This is a genomic window from Thermodesulfobacterium thermophilum DSM 1276 (genome assembly GCF_000421605.1).
Taxonomy (GTDB): Bacteria; Desulfobacterota; Thermodesulfobacteria; order Thermodesulfobacteriales; family Thermodesulfobacteriaceae; genus Thermodesulfobacterium; species Thermodesulfobacterium thermophilum.
In genome coordinates, this window is sequence record NZ_ATXI01000004.1 from 61,758 (window position 1) to 84,034 (window position 22,277).

17 protein-coding genes and 1 tRNA gene are annotated in these 22,277 nt (G+C 37.1%); 5 read left to right on the forward strand and 13 right to left on the reverse strand.

Going from position 1 to position 22,277, the window contains the following annotated elements; all coding sequences use genetic code 11:
• Positions 1-4 precede the first annotated feature (4 nt).
• From H529_RS0102650 to recN, 6 genes are read right to left on the reverse strand one after another with little or no spacing between them, the layout of a single operon-like run.
• Positions 5-1,402 (reverse strand): sigma-54-dependent transcriptional regulator, encoded by a 1,398-nt coding sequence (locus H529_RS0102650; RefSeq protein WP_022855019.1) that lies wholly within the window; start codon positions 1,400-1,402, stop codon positions 5-7.
• On the reverse strand, positions 1,392-2,429 hold the full coding sequence (locus tag H529_RS09895) for a sensor histidine kinase (protein WP_022855020.1): 1,038 nt from the start codon (positions 2,427-2,429) through the stop codon (positions 1,392-1,394). The genes H529_RS0102650 and H529_RS09895 overlap by 11 nt, the downstream gene beginning before the upstream one ends.
• Positions 2,429-3,838, reverse strand: a complete 1,410-nt coding sequence (locus H529_RS09900) for a UDP-N-acetylmuramate--L-alanine ligase (protein ID WP_022855021.1) — start codon at positions 3,836-3,838, stop codon at positions 2,429-2,431. Before H529_RS09900 ends, H529_RS09895 begins: the two co-directional genes overlap by 1 nt.
• 2 nt (positions 3,839-3,840) lie before the next feature.
• Positions 3,841-4,647 carry an SAM hydrolase/SAM-dependent halogenase family protein gene (locus tag H529_RS0102665; RefSeq protein WP_022855022.1) on the reverse strand — a complete coding sequence of 269 codons (807 nt, stop codon included), beginning with the start codon at positions 4,645-4,647 and terminating at the stop codon, positions 3,841-3,843.
• On the reverse strand, positions 4,632-5,561 hold the full coding sequence (locus H529_RS09905) for a hypothetical protein (RefSeq protein ID WP_022855023.1): 930 nt from the start codon (positions 5,559-5,561) through the stop codon (positions 4,632-4,634). Before H529_RS09905 ends, H529_RS0102665 begins: the two co-directional genes overlap by 16 nt.
• Complete coding sequence (gene recN, locus H529_RS0102675) at positions 5,562-7,202, reverse strand: DNA repair protein RecN (protein WP_022855024.1); 1,641 nt, start codon at positions 7,200-7,202, stop codon at positions 5,562-5,564.
• Positions 7,203-7,311: 109 nt separating this feature from the next.
• On the opposite strand from recN, the gene H529_RS0102680 reads away from it, so the two are divergent.
• A tRNA-Leu gene (locus tag H529_RS0102680) sits at positions 7,312-7,397 on the forward strand.
• 1,041 nt (positions 7,398-8,438) lie between these two features.
• Here the strand turns inward: H529_RS0102680 and trmB are convergent.
• From trmB to H529_RS0102710, 6 genes are all read right to left on the reverse strand, one after another.
• Positions 8,439-9,488 carry a tRNA (guanosine(46)-N7)-methyltransferase TrmB gene (gene trmB / locus H529_RS09910; RefSeq protein ID WP_022855025.1) on the reverse strand — a complete coding sequence of 350 codons (1,050 nt, stop codon included), beginning with the start codon at positions 9,486-9,488 and terminating at the stop codon, positions 8,439-8,441.
• Complete coding sequence (locus H529_RS0102690) at positions 9,478-10,890, reverse strand: efflux transporter outer membrane subunit (protein WP_022855026.1); 1,413 nt, start codon at positions 10,888-10,890, stop codon at positions 9,478-9,480. The genes trmB and H529_RS0102690 overlap by 11 nt, the downstream gene beginning before the upstream one ends.
• Positions 10,887-14,006, reverse strand: a complete 3,120-nt coding sequence (locus H529_RS0102695; RefSeq protein WP_022855027.1) for an efflux RND transporter permease subunit — start codon at positions 14,004-14,006, stop codon at positions 10,887-10,889. Before H529_RS0102695 ends, H529_RS0102690 begins: the two co-directional genes overlap by 4 nt.
• A 2-nt stretch (positions 14,007-14,008) precedes the next feature.
• Entirely contained in the window at positions 14,009-15,118 is a 1,110-nt protein-coding gene (locus H529_RS0102700; protein ID WP_028843009.1) for an efflux RND transporter periplasmic adaptor subunit, read from the reverse strand.
• Positions 15,119-15,123: 5 nt separating this feature from the next.
• Positions 15,124-15,726: a TetR/AcrR family transcriptional regulator gene (locus H529_RS0102705; RefSeq protein WP_022855029.1), complete on the reverse strand. Its 603-nt coding sequence runs from the start codon at positions 15,724-15,726 to the stop codon at positions 15,124-15,126.
• Between the two features lie 210 nt (positions 15,727-15,936).
• Positions 15,937-17,448, reverse strand: coding sequence for a flagellin N-terminal helical domain-containing protein (locus tag H529_RS0102710; RefSeq protein WP_022855030.1), 1,512 nt, complete (start codon positions 17,446-17,448; stop codon positions 15,937-15,939).
• Positions 17,449-17,613: 165 nt separating this feature from the next.
• On the opposite strand from H529_RS0102710, the gene H529_RS0102715 reads away from it, so the two are divergent.
• From H529_RS0102715 to yajC, 4 genes are read left to right on the forward strand one after another with little or no spacing between them, the layout of a single operon-like run.
• Complete coding sequence (locus H529_RS0102715) at positions 17,614-18,282, forward strand: hypothetical protein (RefSeq protein WP_022855031.1); 669 nt, start codon at positions 17,614-17,616, stop codon at positions 18,280-18,282.
• A gap of 20 nt (positions 18,283-18,302) precedes the next feature.
• The gene (locus H529_RS0102720) at positions 18,303-19,487 is read left to right on the forward strand and encodes a pyridoxal phosphate-dependent aminotransferase (RefSeq protein WP_022855032.1); all 1,185 of its coding nucleotides are present in this window, start codon (positions 18,303-18,305) and stop codon (positions 19,485-19,487) included.
• A 5-nt stretch (positions 19,488-19,492) separates the two neighbouring features.
• On the forward strand, positions 19,493-20,638 hold the full coding sequence (gene tgt, locus H529_RS0102725) for a tRNA guanosine(34) transglycosylase Tgt (protein WP_022855033.1): 1,146 nt from the start codon (positions 19,493-19,495) through the stop codon (positions 20,636-20,638).
• The gene (gene yajC / locus H529_RS0102730; RefSeq protein ID WP_022855034.1) at positions 20,629-20,961 is read left to right on the forward strand and encodes a preprotein translocase subunit YajC; all 333 of its coding nucleotides are present in this window, start codon (positions 20,629-20,631) and stop codon (positions 20,959-20,961) included. The genes tgt and yajC overlap by 10 nt, the downstream gene beginning before the upstream one ends.
• Before the next feature lie 2 nt (positions 20,962-20,963).
• Here the strand turns inward: yajC and trmFO are convergent, their stop codons facing one another.
• Positions 20,964-22,274 (reverse strand): methylenetetrahydrofolate--tRNA-(uracil(54)-C(5))-methyltransferase (FADH(2)-oxidizing) TrmFO, encoded by a 1,311-nt coding sequence (gene trmFO, locus H529_RS0102735; protein WP_022855035.1) that lies wholly within the window; start codon positions 22,272-22,274, stop codon positions 20,964-20,966.
• Between the last annotated feature and the right edge of the window lie 3 nt (positions 22,275-22,277).

A 22,277-nucleotide genomic window follows, 5' to 3' on the forward strand; every position in this document is an offset into this window, starting at 1 on the left:
TGACCTAAAACAGTTGTTTATCATATCCCCATTTTTTAAGCTTAAGGGTTAGGGTTTTTCTGTCTATCCCTAATTTTTTAGCGGCTAAACTTTTGTTCCAGTTAAGCTGCTTAAGAACTTTAATTATATACTGCTTTTCTATCTCTTCTACAGGAACGATCTCTTCCCCATTTGAAGTAACCAATTCTTTTGTTAATTCTTCTGTCCTTTTTTCTTTAACCAGAGGCTCAAATTCTGCTAAAAGCAAATCTTTTTCTGTGATTTCCTCTTTGGTAGAAAAAATAACCAATCTTTCTATTAAGTTTTTAAGTTCCCTTATGTTTCCTGGCCAGTGATAATCCATAAAAAGCGATAAAACTTTAGGAGAGAAAATTTTCATAGGCTTTTTATATTTTTCACAAAAGTATTTTAAGAAATAGTTAGCCAAAAGTAATATATCTCCTTTTCGTTCCCTTAAAGGAGGCAAGTGAAGGTTTACCACGTTTAAACGATAGTAAAGGTCTTCTCTAAAAGTTCCCTTTTTAACCTCTTCTTTTAGGTCTTTGTTGGTTGCGGCTATGATTCTTACGTTGGCTTTTATCACCTTTAAACTACCTACAGGAGAAAATTCCTTTTCCTCTACCACTTTTAGAAGTTTGGCTTGAAGGTCTAAAGGAATATTGGCTATTTCGTCAAGAAAAAGCACTCCACCTTGAGCAAACTCTATTTTTCCTATCTTAGCTTGCTGAGCTCCGGTAAAAGCGCCTTTAGCATGTCCAAAAAGCTCACTTTCAAAAAGAGTTGGCACTACCGCCCCGCAGTCTACGCATACAAAAGGGCCCTTATAAACTAAATCCATTTCGTGAATTTTTTTGGCTAAAAGCCCTTTACCTGTACCTGACTCACCAGTAATAAGAACGGTGCAGTCGGTAGAAGCGATAATTTTAGCCTTTTCAAGAATTTGTTTTATCTTTGGGTCTTCTCCTACAAAGTTTATCTTTTCTTCTTTTTCTTTCAGGCTTAGTTTAAGATAAAGGTTTTCTAAGAGAAGCTTTTTTTTCTCTATAGCTTTTTCAACCGCTACCTTAGCCTGATAGACTGAAAAGGGCTTTTCTAAAAAATCAAAAGCCCCCATCTTGATAGCAGAAACAGCTGTCTCTATGTTACCATAGGCAGAAATAACGATAATCTGGCTTTCATAGTTTATCTCTAAAAACTCTTTTAAAAGGTCCAAACCATTTCCATCGGGAAGTTTTAGGTCCAAAAAAACTACATCGTATTCTTTCTTAGAAAAATGTTCCAGAGCTTCTTTCTTATTTTCAGCGTTATCTACCTGATAACCTTCTTTTTGAAAAAAGATAGACAATCCTTCTCTTATATCTATTTCATCGTCTACCACTAAAATCCTTCCTTTATATCGCATCTTCTCTCAAGGTCTCCCTGGTTGGTAAGGGAAAAAGGATCTCAAAACAAGCCCCTCCTTCTTTCAGGTTATAAACATTGATCCTACCTCCATGATTTTTAATGATACCATAACAAATAGAAAGGCCTAGACCTGTAGCCTCACCTTTTTCTTTAGTAGTAAAAAAGGGATCAAAAATAAAAGGCATAATTTCTGGAGGTATACCTGGACCGGTGTCTTTTACCTTTATGATAACCGTATCATATTTGACAGAGGTTTCTACAATAATTTCTCCCTTTCCTTTCATCGCCTGGGCTGCGTTGATAAAAAGATTAAAAAACACCTGTTCTATCTGCTTTTGACTAACATATACCTTAGGTAGGTTTTTTTGTAGTTTAAACGTAAAAGTTACGTTTTTAAACATAGGATACTCAGAAAGTAGTTCATACACTTTTTTAACACTAAGGTTTAAGTCTACCCATTCTCTCTTTTCTTCCTCTGGCCTACCAAAAGCTAAAAGTCCGTTGATAATGTTTCTACATCGTTCGGTCAGATTAATAATCCTATCGATCCAGGTTTGATAAGTAGGAACCTCTCCTATTTCCTCTTTTAACATGCTGGCATACAAAAGAATACCACTTAAAGGATTCTTAAGCTCATGAGAAATCTCTCCTGCCATCCTTCCTAAACTGGCAAGCCTTTCAGTATTAATCCAGTATGGGAACCTAAACCAGTCTTTTTCCTGAATAAATACGTGTATCGTATAGTTAGGATTGATAGGTAGGTTGAACAGGTAATAAAAGTTATTTTCAAAAGTAAAAAAAGTCAACCCAAACGTGTCAAAAACCGGACCAAAAAGTTCTTCTAAAAAGACTATTTCGTCATCTTTAAGAAGATAGATAAATTCTTTTAGAAATCTTGAATTGTAATAAACTACTTTGTGCTTAAACTCAAAATCTACTCTCTCACATTCAGACACAACGGTAGGATGTCTAATTTTTTCGATACTATCTTTGGTAAAAAATATAGAAACTTCTGCTAGAGTCATCAAGAGAGTTGGGCTAAAAAACCTTTTATTTCTCTTTCCATGTAAGCACTAGACATAAATATTACCAGCTTTTTTCCCAGATAGTTTAGCCATTCAAACCGTGGATAGGAGAAAAATTCCTCAGTAAGCTTAAAAGCCTTTTTACCTTTAAGTTTAATCTCTTCTACCATCCTATCAAGGTCTATTCTATCCTCTGAAGGAACGTTTTCTATACCTGCAGGTGTTTTAAGGTAAACCACATCTGCTATACTTAAACTTTCTACATAATCCTGTTGAAAAATTTTGCGCTTACTTGAGTTGGTCCTGGGTTCAAAAAATATTACAGTAAGCTCAGGCTTTATCGCTTTTTTAAGCTCACCTACAGTTAATCTTACAGCTGTAGGATGATGAGCAAAATCATCTACTACCACAAGGTCTTTATCCCTATAGATTATCTCTTGTCTTCTTTTTATCCCTGGGAAGGTTTTTAATCCCTCTTCTATGTCCTCGTTAAAAAGGTCTAACCCTTTTAGCAAGGCTATCACCCCTAAGGTGTTTAACACGTTATATTCTCCTACCAAGCTTACTTGAAAAGCCTCTTTTTTATAAGCCTGACTAAACTCAAAAATAGACATAAACCCTTGATTATCTAAAAAACTATCAACTTTAAGCAACCTAAAATCATTTGCCTCTCCTTTCCCATAACTGACGGCTTTAGCTTTAAGGTTTGCTTTGCTAACAACCTCATTAAGGTTTATATCATCCCCGTTATACACCAACAAACCATCTTCAGGTAAAAGCTCTATCATATCTATAAAAACCTTTTTTAAAGCCTCCAGATTAGAATATACGTCTGCATGGTCATATTCTAAGCTTGTCAAAATAACTGCATAGGGCTTATAATGAAAAAACTTAGGCACTCTATCAAAAGAGGCAGAGGGATATTCATCTCCTTCTATCACCATCCATTCCCCTTCACCATAACCGAAATTTTTCTCTTCATCCCTCAACACCCCTCCTACCAAAAAAGAAGGAGAATAGCCACCTCTTTTCATTAAATAACTTAGAAGCGCGGTGGTGGTTGATTTCCCATGGGTTCCTGCACACACCAATACTTTTTTCCCATTAAACCAATTCTTTTCGAGAAATTGAGGGAAAGAGTACAACGGAAGGTTTAACTTCTGGGCTTTCAAAAGCTCTGGATGGTTAGCCTTTACCGAATTTCCTACGATCACACAGTCAGGTTTTATTTTAACTATGTTTTCTGGATCAAAAGGTAGAACCTTTATTCCTAAATTTTTTAAAATGTCTGAAGCAGGAGGATAAATTTCTCCTTTTTCTGAACCAAAAACTTCATACCCAGACTGTTTTAAAAGTCCAGCTACTCCACACATCCCTATACCACCAATTCCTATAAAATACACCTTCATAATTAAACTCCCTCGTTTTCAAAAATAATTTCTATTTCAGGTTCCCCTAAAACCTCTTTTGCTGACCCTTGATTTATAGCTATTTCCAACAATCCTTCACTCCCAAACAAAGCTACCAACTCCCCTTTCTTGGCCCCACCATAGGTCTTGACCAAAGGAACTTCCCGATGGTTAACCAAAATTTTAAAAGGCTTGTTCTTTGCCTTAAGTAGCTCTTGACTAAGGTTAGTAATCAAGTTGCCAAACTGATCCACATACCAAATAGCTAATTTTAATCCCTTTTCGGTTTTTTGAGGAGGTTTAAACTCAAGCTTAACTAAAGTATCCATAGAGATTTTTTGGCTAAAACTCTCTAACGGTTCCTCTGCTAACAAAAAAGATACAACCGGAGCAAAGAGATCTCTTCCATGAAAAGTCTTGCTATAAGGAGGACGTAAAACTTTAGAAACCTCTATCTCATAGGGAATACACTTTTCTGTCTGATAGATTAATGAAAAAATCCCGTTATCAGGCCCTACAAAAAAATATTTATCGGTTTTAACCACTAAAGCCTTTCTTTCTGTACCTACCCCTGGGTCAACCACACAGAGGAAAACAGTGCCTTCAGGAAAATAACGATAAGAAAAAAACAACGTAAGAGCTGCTCGTCTTACATCTTGAGGGGATACTTCATGACAAAGGTCTATAAACTGAAGACTTGTTATGTTCACTCCTTTTCTATTAAGTTCTTGTAATATTTTTCCCTTAACTACCCCTACATAATGGTCTTTGATACCAAAATCCGTAAGTAGCACTACAGTTTTATACATTCTACGGCTTCTCCCTCAGCCAACCTTTTTCTTGCTTTAGGTGCATATTTTAATAGAAGTTCTCTAATAAACTCTACAGGAGGATTTCCTTCAACCACACAGGCAACAGGAGAACTTTGACTAAGCATATAAAGAGGAAACTCTTTTTCGACTATCTCCTGGATTGTCTGATTTTCCTCTTGGTTTCTACCAAGGATAACCCAAAGGTTTTCCTCTAAAAAATGTCTTCCCAAGCAAAGAAGTTGAGCGGTTTTATAGGTGAGAAGTCTTTTTTCTTTCAAAACTTTCAACACCCTTGAGCCTATCTGAGGGTCTGTCAATAAACACCCTCCAGCAGGTGTTGGTATCTCCTTTATCCCCCATTTTTTAGCCAGCTCAAGCTGTGGTTTTCTTTGTCTACCTTGAAGGTCTAAAAGTTTTTCCCTGTCTACTAAACCTTCCCTTTCAGGGATAGTAGGTTCCAAAAGTTTAGCAGATAAAGGTCTAAGCAGTATTCCCTTTACCTCTGCATCTCTTTCTATAGTCTCTAAGGCCTGTCGATTCTGGCTCATAGGCCTTTGTCCTACTACCTCTCCAGTGGCTATAAAATCAGCCCCAAGTTCAGAAAGTAAGGTTTTAGCAAGTCTAACCATCAAAATTTTACAGTCTAAACAAGGGTTAGCAAAATCTCCATACCCATATCTTGGTTTTTTTAAAATCTGAAGATATTCTTCCGTAATGTCTAAAACCAATCCTTTTTCAAACCCCAGCTCTAAACTCTTTTGATAAAAAATCTCAGGATTTTTTTTGTATTTCCAACCAAAAAAAGGGGTAATAAATTTAACAGGTATAACCTTTATCCCTTGAGTCTTCAAGACAAGGCCAGCAAGAAGGCTGTCAAGCCCGTCTGAAAATAACAAAAGAGCCTTTCCCATCTAAGAACTTTCCCTTAAAAACTGCTGAGCTAACTCAAGGTTTTCAGGATGACCTAACATTCTTGCGATCTCTTTAAGCCTTTCTTCTTTCTCAAGAGGTCTAACCACCGCTTTGGTTTCTCCAAGATCTGAGTACTTTTCTACTAAAAAATGATGATCTGCCATGGCTGCTATTTGAGGAAGATGGGTAATACAAACTACCTGCGTATTTTCCGAAAGTTTTTTAAGTTTTTCACCTACTTTTTTCGCGGTAATCCCACCTATACCTACGTCTACCTCGTCAAAAATTACTGTTTTAGGTGTCTGTTTGGTCTGGATGATTGATTGAATAGCCAGAAAAATACGAGAAAGTTCTCCTCCTGAAGCTACCTTTTCAAGAGGTTTTGGAGGGATCCCTGGATTAGATGAAAAAAGAAATCTCACCTCATCAAGCCCATAAGAACCAAGGTTACTTCCTTCAGGTGCTTTAGAGTTAACTTCTATCAAAAACTCAACCTTTTCCATCCCAAGTTCTTTTAGCTCTTCTTTTAATAATTTAGTTAGGGCTAAAGATCCCTCTTTTCTTTTCAACGACAAATCTTTAGCTAAGCTTAAGACTTCTTCTAAAACTATTTCTTGCTTTTTCTTTAAATCCTCATAATCCTCTCTCCCAAACTCAAGAAGGTTTAACTCACCTCTCAGTTCCTCTAATAACTTTTGCAAGCCTCTGGTGTCTCGCTGATATTTCTTTTTTAATTTTTCGTATTGAGAAAGCCTTGTTTCTATTTGGTCTAAAAGGGAACTATCTTCAGGAAGCCCTCTGGAATAGGTGTATATTTCTCTTAAAATCTCTTTAATTTCATAATAAAACCCTGAGGTTTTTTCAGCATAAATCTTAAAAACTCTATCCAAACTACTTATTTTTTCTAAAGAAGATAAAGCCTGATAAAGGTTTGAGGTAGTCTCTTCTAAACTTTTTGATGTCAAGTCTAACTGTTCTTTTAAAAACGTAAGGTTTTTAAGTTTTTCTCTTTCCTCTCTAAGTTGTTCTTCTTCCTCAGGATCGGGTTTTAGGTCTTCAAGCTCTTTTATCTGGAAAAGTAAAAAATCTTTTTTAACGGAGAGATCCTCAAGTTTTTTTTCTAAAGCCAAAACTTGAGAAGAAATTTCTTTATAACGAGCTAAGGCCTCTCTATAAGCCTTCAAAAGACTAAATGAATCAGCAAACTCATCTAAAAGCTCTAACTGTTTTTCGGGATCAATAAGGGTGTAAAATTCGTGCTGACTGGTAAGAAGGATTAAATCTTTGGTTAGGTAGCTAAGGTCTGTTAAAGAAGCTGGTTCTCCGTTAATAAAAACTCTTTGTTTTTTTGGAGAAAAAACCCTGAGGATGTGTATCTCATCTGTTTCTTGATATCCTAAGTCTTTTAATCTTTGGTATAGAAAATCGCCTCCCCAGATAAGGGCTTCTACCTCTCCTTCTTTAGCCCCTGGTTTCAGATAGTCTTGACTAAACCTATCTCCTAAAAGGAGCCTTATTGCCTTTATCACCAAAGATTTTCCTGCCCCTGTTTCTCCGGTAAAAACAATAAATCCTTTATCAAAGTTAAGCGAGATTTCGTCTATCAACACCAAATTTCTAATACTAAGTTCTTTTAACATGGCTTAAGTACGATAAAATTTTAAAACATTTTCTGGCAAAAAACAAGGTGAGAACCTCTTGATAAACCAGATTTTTAGAGTAATATTTACAAAAGTATACAGGTTTTTCGCCCGGGTGGCGGAATTGGTAGACGCTGTGGACTTAAAATCCACTGGGGTTTCCGCCCCGTGCCGGTTCGAGTCCGGCCCCGGGCATTTTTCCTTAGTCTCAAGGGAATTATTTTTTCACATTTTTATTTAACCACGCGGGCTCATCACAACCATTACAAATTAGACTCTAAACCCCTCCCTACTTTTCAAAATTATATTTTTAAACTATTTATCTTGTAAAAATTTTGTTTTATATTATAATTTTTAATATATCTTAGGTCTTTGACAAGAGAATAGGCTACAGGGCAGGGGCAATCTTGAGCTTTAAGGGGCTAGCATAACTTTTTCAAGGGTGTGTGTAAGTATATTTGGTAAACAAATAAACATTTTTTGCCCTTCCCTACAAATAAGATTTTATGCGACATAAAGAAGGGTGTTTTTAGAAGTATTTTATTGAGTCTCATTTGCAATTAAAGTAGCTAAAAAGTATCTTTATAAGTTATTGATTTTATGTAAAAATTTTTTGTTATCCCTGACTCTCAAACATAGATTTTATCAGCATTTCAAAGGGCTATTTTTTAAAATTTAGTTTTATACTAAACTTTAAAAAGTTAGATTTTATCAGGGTTCCACGGGGTAAGAGTAGAAACCTGCCCTACTTAAAAAGGGATTGCGACCTTACATTCCTTATTCAACACATACTGAGTGTATTTCGTAGAAACCTGCCCTACTTAAAAAGGGATTGCGACACTATATCCCCGTTCTCTAATTGGATAAAATATTTGTAGAAACCTGCCCTACTTAAAAAGGGATTGCGACCAATTACCTCAACCCTCTCCATCAGCCTCTATTTTTGTAGAAACCTGCCCTACTTAAAAAGGGATTGCGACGCGTTTGAATAAAAACGGAAAGTATAGTTTGTTTGCTTCTACTGAATGTAGAAATCTTCCTTATTTAAAAATAATCTGGTGATTGGTAAGTGGTCTGAGTTGCTTAAAATATCTGCAATTATAAACGAACAGGGGAAAACCTCTAAATTCGGTGGCTATTCCATTTTTAGTGAGAAGAAAAATAAAGAATAGCTTTAATCTTACTCCATTAACGCAATTGTTTGATAGAGCGTACTCATAAAATTAATTTGTAAGGCTATACTAAAGTTTTGCTTAGGTTAAAAAGTTTAGTTTTACAGGTAGTTTTTATTAGCTCAGCCTCAGGTAAAAAAGACCAGATTTTGTGAGTTATCAAAGAGATAGCAAGGTGGACTCCATCTGTTGGGTCAGGATGGTCTGAACTATGAACAGAAATAAGAATCCCTCTGGTTTCATAAGGATTTACAGCTACAAAAAACCGTTGTTGCAGACTCTTTTCTAACACTATGAGGTCTATAAGTAACCCATCTTCTTTGGTATAAACATCTAAAACCTTTATCAAATCTCCTTCGCTTTGGTATAAAATGTCCTTAGGTATTGCTTTAACCAAAGTTCGAAAATCTGGCAATTGTTTTACCTTCAACACACTTATTATGGGCACATAATCCTCCTTCGTTAATCTTAATAACGGATATTTTTCTTTTACCCAATCAGGCAACCTAACCTTTTTTATCTTTTTAAACCCGGTAAAATATAAAGGAAGGCCCTGAGAGAGCCATTTTTTTGCATATTTAGTAGGATAAAAATCTTCTATCTCAGTTCTTATAAGTTCTCCCCAAAGAGGGGAAAAAGCCTCATTACTGGTAAATAATTTTACTACCTCTTCAATATAAGGTCTATGGTCTGTTGCCATCCGAAAAAATCCACCTTCTTTAAGCCGGTCTGCAAGCAACCATACAAACGCTTCATTAACTAACCTGTTTCGTCTTTTCTTACGTTTATCCCAAGGATCTGGAAAATTAAGATAAAGTCCAGAGATACTTTCTGAAGTAAACCCTTTAATAAGAAGTTTGGTCCCTTCCATCGGTAAGAGTCTTAAATTTGAAAGACCTTCTCCTTCTGCCCTTTTTAAAGCCTTTCTTAAAACCTCCCGGCAAAACTCGGTGCCAACAAAGTTAAAATGAGGGTAAGTTTTGGCTAAATGAACGATAAACTCTCCGTTTCCTATACCTATCTCTACATAAATAGGGTTTAAATTGTTAAAAATCTCAGACCACTTAGGTTGAAAGCCTAAATCTTCTTCTTTTAAGTAGACTTTATTTTCCATTAAAGTTGAAGTTTTCTTTATAAGAGTAACCGCCTCCAAGGGCTTTGTAAAGATTAACATAGGCATTAAGAAGGTCTGTTTGTAGTTGGATTAGGTTAAGCTTAGCGTTGAGATAGTTTCTCTGAGCATCAATTACCACCAAATAATCAATCAACCCTTGTTCAAACTTTTTTTCTGAAAGGGAAAGAACCTTTTCTAAAGAGGCTAATCGCTCCTTTTGAACTTCCAACTTTTTCTCTGCTGTTTCTATGGCTACCAAAGCATCATATACTTCTTTAAAAGCAGTTTTTACGGTTTTTACATAGGTATACAAAGCCTCCCTCTTTTGAGCCTCTTTTAGTTCTACCTGGCTTTTAGTTCTACCAAAATCAAGTATCGGTCCTGCTAAAGAAAGTCCCAGATTCCAAAAAGAGGCTGAATGTGTAATAAGGTTTGACAACTCATTACTTTTATACCCTAAAGCACCTGTTAAAGAAATACTCGGAAAATAGGCTGATTTGGCTACACCTATCTCAAAGTTAGCGGCTTTAAGGGTCTCTTCTGCCGCGATGATATCAGGCCTGCGCACCAAAACTTCAGAAGGTAAAACTGAGGGAGGTTTTAAAGGCTGAGGTAAATCCTGCCTTACCAAAAAATTTTTTTCAAAAATCTCCTTAGGACTTCTTCCTAAAAGGACGGACAAAACAGTTTTCAAAACTTCTCTTTGATTTTTCAAAGTTTCTACCGTTAATTTGGCAGATTCATACTCTGCCTTAGCCTGTTCTACAACTATTTTGCTAACCAAACCTTTTTGAAACTGAGTTTTTCTATATTCGTAAGTTTCTCTAAGCTTTTCGGCGTAATCTTCGGCGGTTTTAAGTTGCAAGGTGGTTGAAGTTAGGTTTAAATAGGTAGAGACTACGTTTGCAATCAGGCTGATTTTTAAAGCTTCTTGGTTAGCTTTAGCAGATAAAAGCCTTGCAAGACCTGCCTTTTCTTGATTTCTAAGTTTACCCCAAAGGTCTATCTCATAAGACACCAAACCAGAGAGAGAAAAGGAATAATCTGTTTTACCTCCAAGAGGACCAGTATATTCAGAATTTCTACCTCTTTCAGCCTGACCTTGATAACCAAAATAAGGATAAAGCTGAGCCCTTAGGTTGCCAAGCATAGCTAAGGCTTGTTCCACACGAGACTGCGCGATCATAAGATCATCGTTTGCTTTTAGGGCCTCTTCTACCAGCTGGTTTAAGTAAGGATCATCAAAGTTTTTCCACCAGTTATCTGTTAAACTAATGGGTCCATTTTCTAACCTAATACTCTGAGGTAAAGGTAGATCAGGCTTCTTAAGCTCTGGGGCTAAAGAGCAACCAAAAACCAAAAATATGCTTAACACTAAAATTGCTAAATTAGATCTTTTCATTTTCTTCCCGTTATTTTAGAAAATCTCTCTCTTAATTTTACCACCACGTAATAAAAAAGAGGTATAAAGAAAACCCCAAACAACGTTGCAAAGGTCATTCCCATAACCACGGTGGTTCCGATGATCATTCTGCTGTTAGCTCCGGCTCCACTTGCAAACATAAGAGGTATAGCCCCGGCAATAAAAGCAAAGGAGGTCATCATAATCGGTCTATACCTGAGATAAGCGGCCTCTATCGTTGCTTCAACCAACCCCATACCACGTTTTAATCTTTCTTCTGCAAACTCAACGATCAAAATAGCATTTTTGGCAGAAAGTCCGATCAAAACCAGAAGCCCTGCTTGGAAATATATGTCATTCTGTAAACCAAAAAGATTTAATCCCAAGGCTGCCCCAAAAAGGGCAAAAGGTGCACTTAAGAGGATGGCAAGAGGAGCACTCCAGCTTTCATAAAGCGCAACCAAGATAAGATAAATAAAAATTAAGGCATATATAAGGGCTAAATTACCCTTAGTTTGTACCTTGACCTCCTGATAAGACGTTCCTGCCCAGGCTATCGTATATCCTGGAGGTAAAACTTCTTTAGCTACCTCAGAAATAGCCTTGATAGCATCACCTGAAGTATATCCAGGCTTAGGAGTTCCCAAAACTTTAGCGCTTACAAACATATTAAATTTTTCTAAAATAGGAGAGTCTGGGATAAACTCCACTTTGATCAAACTACTGATAGGGATTAAGTTTCCATTTTTTGAGCGAACATAGACATAACTATAATCTCTTAAATCATCACGATATTCACCTTCTGCACCTAAGTTAACATGAAAAATTCTACCGTAAAGGTTAAAATCATTAACATAGTATTTACCAAACACGATGTTTAAAGTACGATAAACTTCATCTACATCTACCTCATAGGCCTTAGCTTTTTCTCTGTCAACTGTAACCTTATAAGTAGGAACATTAGGAACAAAAGTAGTTCTAACTGCGGTAAGTTCAGGCCTTTGATTAGCTTTAGCCACTATCTCTTGAACATATTTATAAAGGTCAGAAAGAGGTCTTCCTGACCTATCCTGGATATACATTTCAAAACCACCTACCAAACTCATGCCTCTAATAGGAGGTAGATTTACTACAAAGATTAAAGCCTCCCGGTTTTTCGCAAATTGTTGATTTAATCTCTGAACCAAAGCAAATGAAGAATGTTCTCTACCCTTCCTTTCTTTCCAATCCTTTAGACGAATAAAAGTAGTCAAAGAATCGCTTTTAAAACCAAAAGTTTGCAAATCGAAACCTGCTATGTTTATCCACTCCTCTATTTCTTTGGTTTTGGCTAAGGTATCTCTTATTTCGTTGGCAACATTTATCGTTCTTTTTAATGAAGATCCTGGAGGTAGGTTAGTAAAGATATTAAGAAGACCATTATCTTCAAAAGGCACTAGTCCTGTAGGTAGACGTTTGATAAAAAATATAGTTCCTATTACCACAAAAATAAATACCGCTATTCCTATCGGTACAAATCTAAGAAAATTTTTAACTGTGTTTACAAACCACTTTCTACTTTTAAAAAAGAATAGATTAAACAATCTAATAGGTAAAGGCATCTTTTTATGCTCTTCCTCTAAAAATCTTGCACAAAGGGCTGGGGTCAGTGTGAGAGCTACAATTCCAGAGAGGATCATAGAAATAGCGATGGTTACGGCAAACTGACGATAAAAAGCACCGGTAAAACCTCCTAAAAAGGCTGCAGGGATAAAAGCCGCAGAAAGAACAAGGACTATAGCTATGATAGGCCCTGTTATCTCTTGCATAGCCTCGATGGTTGCTTCTTTAGAAGGAAGCCTTTTGACCCTTTTTATTCTCTCTGCATTTTCTATAACGATGATGGCATCATCTACCACAAGCCCTATGGCTAATACCAGACCAAAAAGAGTAAGAAGGTTGATAGAAAAACCTAAGGCATACATGCCAGCAAATGTTCCGATGATGGAAACAGGTATGGCAAGTACAGGGATGATGGTAGCCTTTAAACTCCCTAAGAAAAGATAGATAACAAACACTACCAAAACTAAAGCTATCACAAAAGTAAGGATAACCTCTTTGATAGCTTCCTTAACATAAGGAGCTGGGTCATAAGGATAATAAAATTTTATATCCTCTGGAAAGTTATGCGAAAGTTCTTTTAACGTCTCTTTTACCTTTTTATTTACTTCTAAAAGGTTAGCATTGGGTGCTAAAAAAATACCTACTGGGATAGCAGGATCTTTCTTATAAAAAGACTGTCTGTTAAAGTTCTCTGAACTTAACTCTACGGTTGCTACGTCCTTTAAAAGGAGCTTAGACCCATCAGGATTTGACCTCAAGATGATGTTTTCAAACTGAGAAACCTTTTCAAACCTTGGATCTCCTTTTACGGTGTAAGAAAAACTATAAGCCTTATCTGTAGGTTCTTGAGCTATACCTCCTGCAGAAAACTGTTGATTTTGAGACGCAATAGCTTGGGCTACTTCTATCGGGGTTAAACCATATTTAGCAAGTTTATCTGGTTTTAACCAAACCCTGATAGAATAACTTTTATCATCAAAAATTACAACGTCTCCAACCCCAGGTATACGCTTTAACTCTTCTACCACGTTTATCAAAACGAAGTTAGAAATTTCTACCGGGCTTCTTACTCCCCCCTGAGAGATAAACGCTACTGCTAGAGCAATATCAGGGGAAAGTTCTTTCACCTGAACTCCTTGTCTTCTTACCTCTTCAGGAAGTTTACTCAAGGCCATTTGTACCCTGTTGTTTACATCCATCTTCGCAACGTTAACATCAGTCCCAACCTCAAAATAAACACTTATGTTAACATCACCGCTTGAAGAAGCAGTGCTTGACATATAAATCATTTTAGGGACACCATTTATACTTTCTTCTAAAGGAGTAACTACTGTTTTTAAAACAGTTTCGGCGTCTGCCCCAGGATAAACAGTTCTAACCATTATTTGAGGAGGGGTAAGGGCTGGATATTCTTGGATAGGAAGTACTTGTATAGCTAAAATCCCAAGCAAAACAAAAAAGATAGAAACTACTGCCGCAAACCTCGGCCTTTCTATAAAAAACTTTGAAATCATACCTATTCTCCAACCACCTTTTCCACCTTTACAGGCACATCTGGCTTGAGCTTAAGTAAGTTGTCTAAAGCTATAATATCTCCTGGTTTAAGGCCTTCTTCTATCACTACATACTCGTCTGAAGTTTCTCCAAGTTTTACTGGCTGAGGCTGAACTTTGTTGTCCTTTATCAGCCAAACCACCGGACCAGTAGGTGTCTGAAACACAGCCTTTTGAGGTACTAAGATTACGTTCTTTCTTGTGATACCTTTTACTACAACCTGCACAAACTGTCCGGGAAGTAAAATCCTTTCAGGATTTTTAAAAAGTCCCCTGGCTTTAACAGACGCGGTCTTTTCATCGATGATGGTATCTATAAAATCTATCACCCCTGAATAAGGATAAGATTTACCTTCAAGGATTAAATTAAGTTTTAGACCTTTTAGTCCCATAAGTCCCTTTTTGGTAATCTCAAACCCTAATTTTACTAAATCTCTATCAGGAAAAGAAAAATCTACATAAATAGGGTCTATCTGGTTTATCGTTACCAAAGGCGTACCAGGATTTACCAGATTACCTACGTCTACCATTCTCTGTCCTACAATACCAGAAACCGGGGCGACGACTTTGGTGTAGCCTAAGTTTATCTCTGCTTGTCTTAACTGAGCCCTAGCATATTCGACGTTTGCCTTGGCGGTTTTGTAAGCAGAAAGGGCAAAATCTCTTTCCTGCTCACTTACTACCTTTGCTTTAAAGGATGCCTCTATCCTTCTCCAGTCTTTTTCTGCTTTCTCATACTCAGCAAGGGCTCTTTCTAAGTTAGCCTTTGCGCTTTTATAATTAGCTTCATACAAATCAGGTTCTATCAAAAAAAGTACCTGACCCTTTTTAACAAAATCCCCTTCCTTAAAATACTGCTTTTGTAATACCCCTGTAATTCTTGCTGATACCGTTACGAAAGAAATACTTTTAGTCTTGCCAGGATAGACCAATTCAACCTTATGGTCTTTAGGTTGAGGAACCTGATAGGCAGTTACAGGTACTATCGTAGCCTTAGGTTGTTCTGCATCTTTTTTAGCACAACCAGAAAGGCTTAACATTATAGCGAATATAAAACTTAATATCCTCAACATATAGCCTATGCCTCCGACTCTGGTTTAAGTTCAATTCCTTTTATAAAAAGGTCGACATAACAGTTTATAATTTCTTCCAAATCATTTTTTCTGATGTTTAAAAACTCTTTGATTTTTTTAGCATAAAAGTAAGAAAAAAACATCCCTAAAAAGGCTCTCGCTGCAAACTGTGTATTTACTCTTCTAAAAATACCCCTTTCTATTAACTCGTTAAAATATGAAGATATAAGTTCTATGATGCTTTCTACGATGGATTCGTGAATCTTTTTTATATAATCAGGATATCGGTAAAAATCTGTATACATGATCCGTATCAAGTTTTTCTTAGACTCAAGAACGTTTAAAAACTCTCGAGCTATTTTCTTTAAAGCAATGTCTGGAGGTTCAGTTTTTATCTCAGGCAAGATCTCTTTTAGTTTAGGTAAAAAAGAATACTGATTTATGGTTTCTGCAAAAAGATTTTCCTTAGAACCGAAATGCCTAAAAAGAGTTACCTCAGCTACCCCAGCCTGTTTAGCGATCTCTTTGGTGGTTGCACCTAAAAACCCTTTCTCTGAAAAAACCTTTAAAGCAGCTTCGAGAAGTCTTTTTTTTGTATTTTTGCCCATCTTATCATCCTTTTTAGTAAGTACTTACATTAATTTTTGATTATAGCACGATTTTTTTATTTATCAAGAGAAAAACAAAACGATTGATTTATAAACTTTTTGACAGAAAAGGACAGAAAAAAATAAAAAAGGGCGGGTTTAGACCCGCCCCTTTCTTAAGTTTAAACAAGGGCAGAGGCAGGAATTATCCTGCCTCCACCCTAAATCTTACTACCTCAACAACTGAAGCACCTGTTGAGGTAAAGTATTAGCCTGAGCAAGCATTGCAATTGTTGCCTGCATACGAATCTGATAGGTCGTAAACTCTGCCATCTCCTTTGCATAGTCTGTATTTCTAATCACTGACTCAGCTTCCTTGGTGTTGTCATAAGCAACCTTTTGACTGTCAAAAATAGACTGAAGGTTGTTCATAGTTGCACCAATCTGGGCCCTTATGGTATCAACCTTCCTCAACGCTACCTCAGCAATAAGCATCGATGCCTCTGCTCCCTCATTTGAAATCACATCTATAGAATAAAGATTCTTAAACTGGGATCCTGTGTCTGAGCCAATTTCAAAATCTCCTAAGGCGGTGTTAGGTACTGATCCTAAATCCAAGGTAAAATCCTTGTCATTAGCAATATAAAGGTCTCCAACCTTTACTGCAGAAGCGGTTGCACTAGTTTGAGCTTGAATGGTTCCTGCAGAAGCATTTTCTAAGTCATTAACAATCTGATTGATATTAATAGTACCTGTTGTTCCGCTTGCAAGGCTAATTTCAACACCAATAGTATAACCTTTAGAAGAGGTAAGAACAAGTCTTCCTGCATCGGTTGAGGCAGTAAGGTCTGCGCCAGCAGTTGCTGCTTCACGGTTTATCGTCTCTACAAGTTCATCAAGAGATATTGTGGTCTCTGCATTAAAACTAAAAGACTTATCTCCTACATAAAAAGTTAGAGTAGCTGTGTCTGAAACATCAGCTATCGCTGTATATTTTTCACCAATACTAACATTTATGGCCTTTGCCTTAAAACCTATGTCGCTGAGATTAGAATTAATCTGTTCTGCCATATACCCTGCATCTAAAATATAATTAGTACCACTTTGTATAGTTGCATCAATTACTCTACCACCAACTGTTATGGTTCGATTACTTCCAGATACTACATCAGTAAGAGTTGTTAAAACGTCACTAGCTGCAACTTTATTTCCGCTGGTCTTTATCATATGAGCACCTAAACTTTGTGCCCTAACATCATCTACTGACAGATATACTGTCTGTTCAAGTCTTGCACCGTAGTGAATATATTTGTCTTTAAATGTGCCATCCAAAAGTTTTATTCCGTTATACTCTGTATCAGCACCTATCTTTTGAATAGCATCCACAAAGTTTCTGATTTCTTGTTGTAAAGCCTGCCTTGCCGTAGGATCGTTAATGTCGTTTGCTGCATTCTGCGCTCTTACATAAATCTCCTGAAGTTTGTCAAAGATCTGTCCTGCTGAAGCTTCCGCAATCTGCAAAGCGGAAATACCTGTCTGAATGTTACGGTTACCCTGGTCATATCCCTTTGCAACTGTTCCAAGCATGTCCGCAATAAAAAGTCCTGCCGAGTCGTCTGCCGCATTCAAAATCCTGACTCCTGTAGACAACCTCAGTAAGGATTTGTTCATAGCACGCTCGTTTCTTAATAAAGCTGTGTGGGTCTGAGCAGCTGCTTCGTTAAAGTTAATTTTAACTGCCATATCTGGCACCTCCTTTTTTGTTTTTTTCTTTTTGTATATTCTTATCGGACAGATAAAAAAAAACTTTAGCTATGTAAACTCTAAAAATTCATGGACAACCCTTTTTCTTTTTATATAAGATGTTAAAATTTTTATTTAAAAATTAAATTCGGAGGGTTTTAACAGGTGTATCAAAAATTAGAGGCTTTAAGATACTTAAAATCTCGTCAAAAAACCAAAGATCAGTCTATTTTTCTTTCACCTGACTTTAACTTTTTAATTTTTAAAGCCAAAGATGAACATGACGAACCACCTCCAGACCTTCCTTTTCATTTTTCTCACTTTCTTTCTTTGTATGATAGAGTTAAGCATAAAGCGCCTCCCGTAAGGTTATACCTTACCAAACCTGCTTGGGTAGAAATTCTCTCGACTGAAGGAGGAGCAACTAAGGAATACTTTTTATATTTAGGAGAAGGAAACAAACATCTTATAGACAATCGAGCAACCCAACCTATATCTTATGAAATTTTAAATCAACTAAAAAACCTGCCTTTTGAAAAGGCTAGCTTTTCTCCCCCTAACCAACCTAATGTATATGTGTACACCCATCTATGGACGGTTGAGTGGTTTGATCCAACTCTTATGACCCTCACCTTTCAGGAAGGATTTGTCCATCAACACTTGGTTTTGCAGTTTGACTGGATGGAAGGGCAAGTGCTTATTCCTTCGGTAAACTCAGCCTGCTTTGGGTATAGATTTTATATAGATGACCCGTTGATTTTAAAAGCTTTTGAAACCCTATGGGAAATATCCCAAACCTCAGGGTTTACGCCAGAAATTTTTAAAAATCTATAAGGATCTCAAGGAGAAAACCTATGGTTTCACAGCAAATTAAAGACTATCTGGAAAGAAGTTCCTGGATAAGAAAGATGTTTGAAGAAGGAATAAAACTAAAGAAGACTCATGGAGAGGACCGGGTTTTAGACCTAACCTTAGGGAATCCAGACCTTCCCCCTCCACCTAAAGTAAAAGAAACTTTGCAAAAAATTATAGAAAATTATGAACCATCGTTTCATCGTTACATGCCTAATGCTGGATTTCCTTTTGTAAGAGAGGTAATGGCTAAAAAGGTGAGTATAGAACAAGGGGTCACGCTTACCTCCGAAGACATAATCATGACCTGTGGTGCAGCCGGTGCTTTAAACGTCATCTTTAAAACCCTCCTTAACCCAGGAGAAGAGGTGATTTTTCCTTCTCCCTTTTTTGTAGAGTATCTTTTTTATACAGAAAACCATCAAGGAATACCTAAACCTGTGTCTACCAATCCGGATTTTTCTCTTAACCTTGAAGCTTTAGACCAAAATATTACTGAAAAGACCAAAATAGTCCTGATAAACTCTCCTAACAATCCCACAGGACAAATCTATACCGAAGAAGAAATAAAAAGTCTTGCTAAACTTCTGTCAGAAAAAAGTAAAATCTTTGGACACCCTATATATTTAGTTTCTGACGAACCATACAGAAATTTAGTTTTCGATAACCATCAGGTACCCTCTATTTTTAAACACTATCCAAACAGTCTTATTGCCTATTCCTTTTCTAAAGAACTTTCCCTTGCAGGAGAAAGGATAGGTTTTGTAGCCGTGCATCCTGAAATACAACCCAAGAAACTCATCTTAGAGGGATTAATTCTTTGTAATAGAATTTTAGGGTTTGTAAACGCACCGGCTTTAGCCCAAAGGTTGGCTGCAGAGTGTGCTTTTGCAAAGGTAGAAACTATTATCTATCAAAGAAGAAGAGACCTTATCTGTGAGATGCTACAAGAGGCAGGGCTTGAGTTTGTTAAACCTAAGGGTGGACTTTTTATCTTCCCTAAAGTCCCGATGGATGATGTTACCTTTTGTCAAAAACTAAAAGAACACTTGATATTGGCTGTCCCAGGGCGTGGTTTTGGTGTATCAAACCATATAAGACTCTCTTTTTGCGTAGATGAAGAAACCCTAAAAAGGCATAAAAGCTCTTTTATCGAAGCAGTGAAAACTATCCTTAATCAAGCTTAACGGTTATGTTTAAGTTTCATGTTTTATACGAAAGCCAGACCACCCAAGCCAGAATTGGGATGTTAATAACCCACCGAGGGGTGGTAGAAACCCCAGTCTTTATGCCGGTAGGTACCCAGGCTACCATCAAGGCTGTTCCTCCTGAAAAAATAGCCTCCTTAGGTTATAGAATAGTTTTAGCCAATACTTATCATCTTTACCTAAGACCTGGGGCTGAGGTTATCAAAAATTTGGGCGGACTTCATCGATTTATGAGTTGGCCAAGACTTATCCTCACTGATAGTGGAGGATTCCAGGTCTACAGTCTATCGCAGTTTAGAACGATAAAGGAGGAGGGAATTCTTTTTAAGTCTCACCTCGATGGGTCAGAGCATTTTATAACCCCGGTTGAGGCTTTGGAAATTCAAACAAAGCTTGGTTCTGATATAGCGATGGTCCTTGACACATGTATTCCTTATCCGCTATCTTATGAAGAAACTAAAGCCCTTACCGAACTTACCCACCGATGGGCCTTAGAATCTTTTAAATATAGACAAAGACATAAAAACACCAAACAAGCCGTTTTTGGTATCATTCAAGGAGGTATGTTTGTAGACCTTAGACAAAAAAGTGCCTCTTTTATTACCTCTCTTGAGTTTGATGGCTATGCGATAGGAGGCCTTTCAGTAGGAGAACCTTTAGAACTAAGAAACGAAATGATCGAAGTTTCAACCAGTTTTATGCCTAAGTATAAACCAAGATATCTTATGGGGGTAGGAACTCCGGTGGATATTGCTGAGGCAGTAGCCAGAGGGGTTGATATGTTTGATTGTGTACTTCCAACCCGTAATGCCAGAAGAGGAAGTCTTTTTACCTCTCAAGGACCTTTATCGATAAAATCTTCCAGATTCAAAACCGACTCTGAACCGATAGACCCAAATTGCACCTGTTATACCTGCCGGAACTTTTCTAGGGGATATCTAAGACATCTCTTTCATACCAAAGAACTTTTGGTCTATCAACTATTAACTCTTCACAATTTATTTTATTATGCTAAACTTATAGAAAAAATAAAACAAAGTATCAAACAAGAAACCTTGCTGAACCTAATTCAAGAACTTAAAGAGTTATATTTAAAAAATACCCAGAAGGAGGCAGTTTTATGGACTTAAACTTAGTTTCTAATCTTTGGGCTATGGGTGCACCTCAAGGCCAACCCCCTCAAGGAGGGTTGGTAGGTTTTATCATCTCCCTTCTACCTCTTATCATCATCTTTGTAATCTTCTATTTCCTTCTTATCAGACCTCAACAAAAAAGAATGAAAGAACATCAAAAATTTCTTTCTGAACTAAGACCAGGACAAAAAGTTTTTACCACCGGTGGTATTGTTGGAAAGATCGTAAAGATTGAAGGAGATATCGTCTGGTTAGAGGTGGACAAAGATACTAATATTCCTGTAGTAAAAGGCTATATCGCTGGTCCTATCAACTTTTAACTTTATAATACCTGATTTTTGCTAATCCATTCAGAAAGGGCCTTTAGTGCCCTTTCTACCATTAACTGATATTTTTGATTTTTGTGAACCTTTTTATCCAACTGAGGAAAAAGCCCCCAGTTAATGTTCATAGGTTGAAAATACTTTGGATTTGCTTCAACCAAATAGTGTACTAAAGCCCCGATAGCCGTTTCCTTAGGAGGAACTAATAAGGGCTTCCCCTTAATCAACCTTTCTGCGTTAATTCCTGCTAAAAAACCCATGGCAGTAGATTCTACATACCCTTCAACACCTGTAAGTTGTCCTGCTAAAAAAACATTAGGGCTCTTTTTAAGCTGGAGGGTAGAAGTTAAGACCAACGGGGCATTAACGAAGGTATTTCTATGGATAGAACCTAACCTTGCAAACTCTGCATGCTCAAGCCCTGGAATAAGCCTAAAAACCCTTTTTTGTTCCTCATATTTAAGCTTGGTTTGAAACCCTACCATGTTGTATAAGGTCTTTTCCCGATTTTCAGGCCTTAGTTGTATTACTGCATAAGGCTGTTTACCTGTTTTTGGATCTACCAATCCTACAGGTTTCATCGGACCATAAAGCAGGGTTTCTTTTCCTCTTTCAGCCATCACCTCTATAGGAAGGCATCCTTCAAAATACTTTGGGTCTTCAAAAGAATGCAAAGGAACCTTCTCTGCTTTTATCAAAGCCTCCCAAAACCTTTCGTACTCCTCTTTGGTAAGAGGACAGTTTACATAAGCTCCTTCTTCTTTTCCATAACGGTCTGCCACAAACACCTTATCCCAATCTATAGTTTCTGCATACACCACAGGAGAGATGGCATCATAAAAATGTAAATAAGGTACCTCTATCAGGGTTGCCAAAGCTTTAGCCATGGCTTCACTGGTAAGAGGTCCTGTAGCTAAAATAACTATTCTATCCTTGGGAATCTCCGTTAACTCTTCTCTGATAATTTTTATGTTAGGATGAGACGAAAGTTTTTGGGTTATATATTCAGAAAAAAGCTTTCTATCTACCGCTAAAGCTTTGCCTGAAGGAACTTCAGAAATTAAAGCTGACTCAAGTATCAAAGATTTTAAAAGCCTTAATTCTTCCTTTAAAAGTCCTACAGCCTTGGTAAGCTCTTTAGAACGAAGGGAGTTTGAACAGACAAGTTCAGCTAATAAATCTGTTTTATGGGCTGGGGTAAGTTTAGTAGGGCGCATCTCAAACAGGACAACCTTAACCCCCCTAACCGCAAGCTGCCAGGCAGCCTCAGACCCAGCAAGCCCTCCCCCTACTACCCAAACTTCAGACATTTT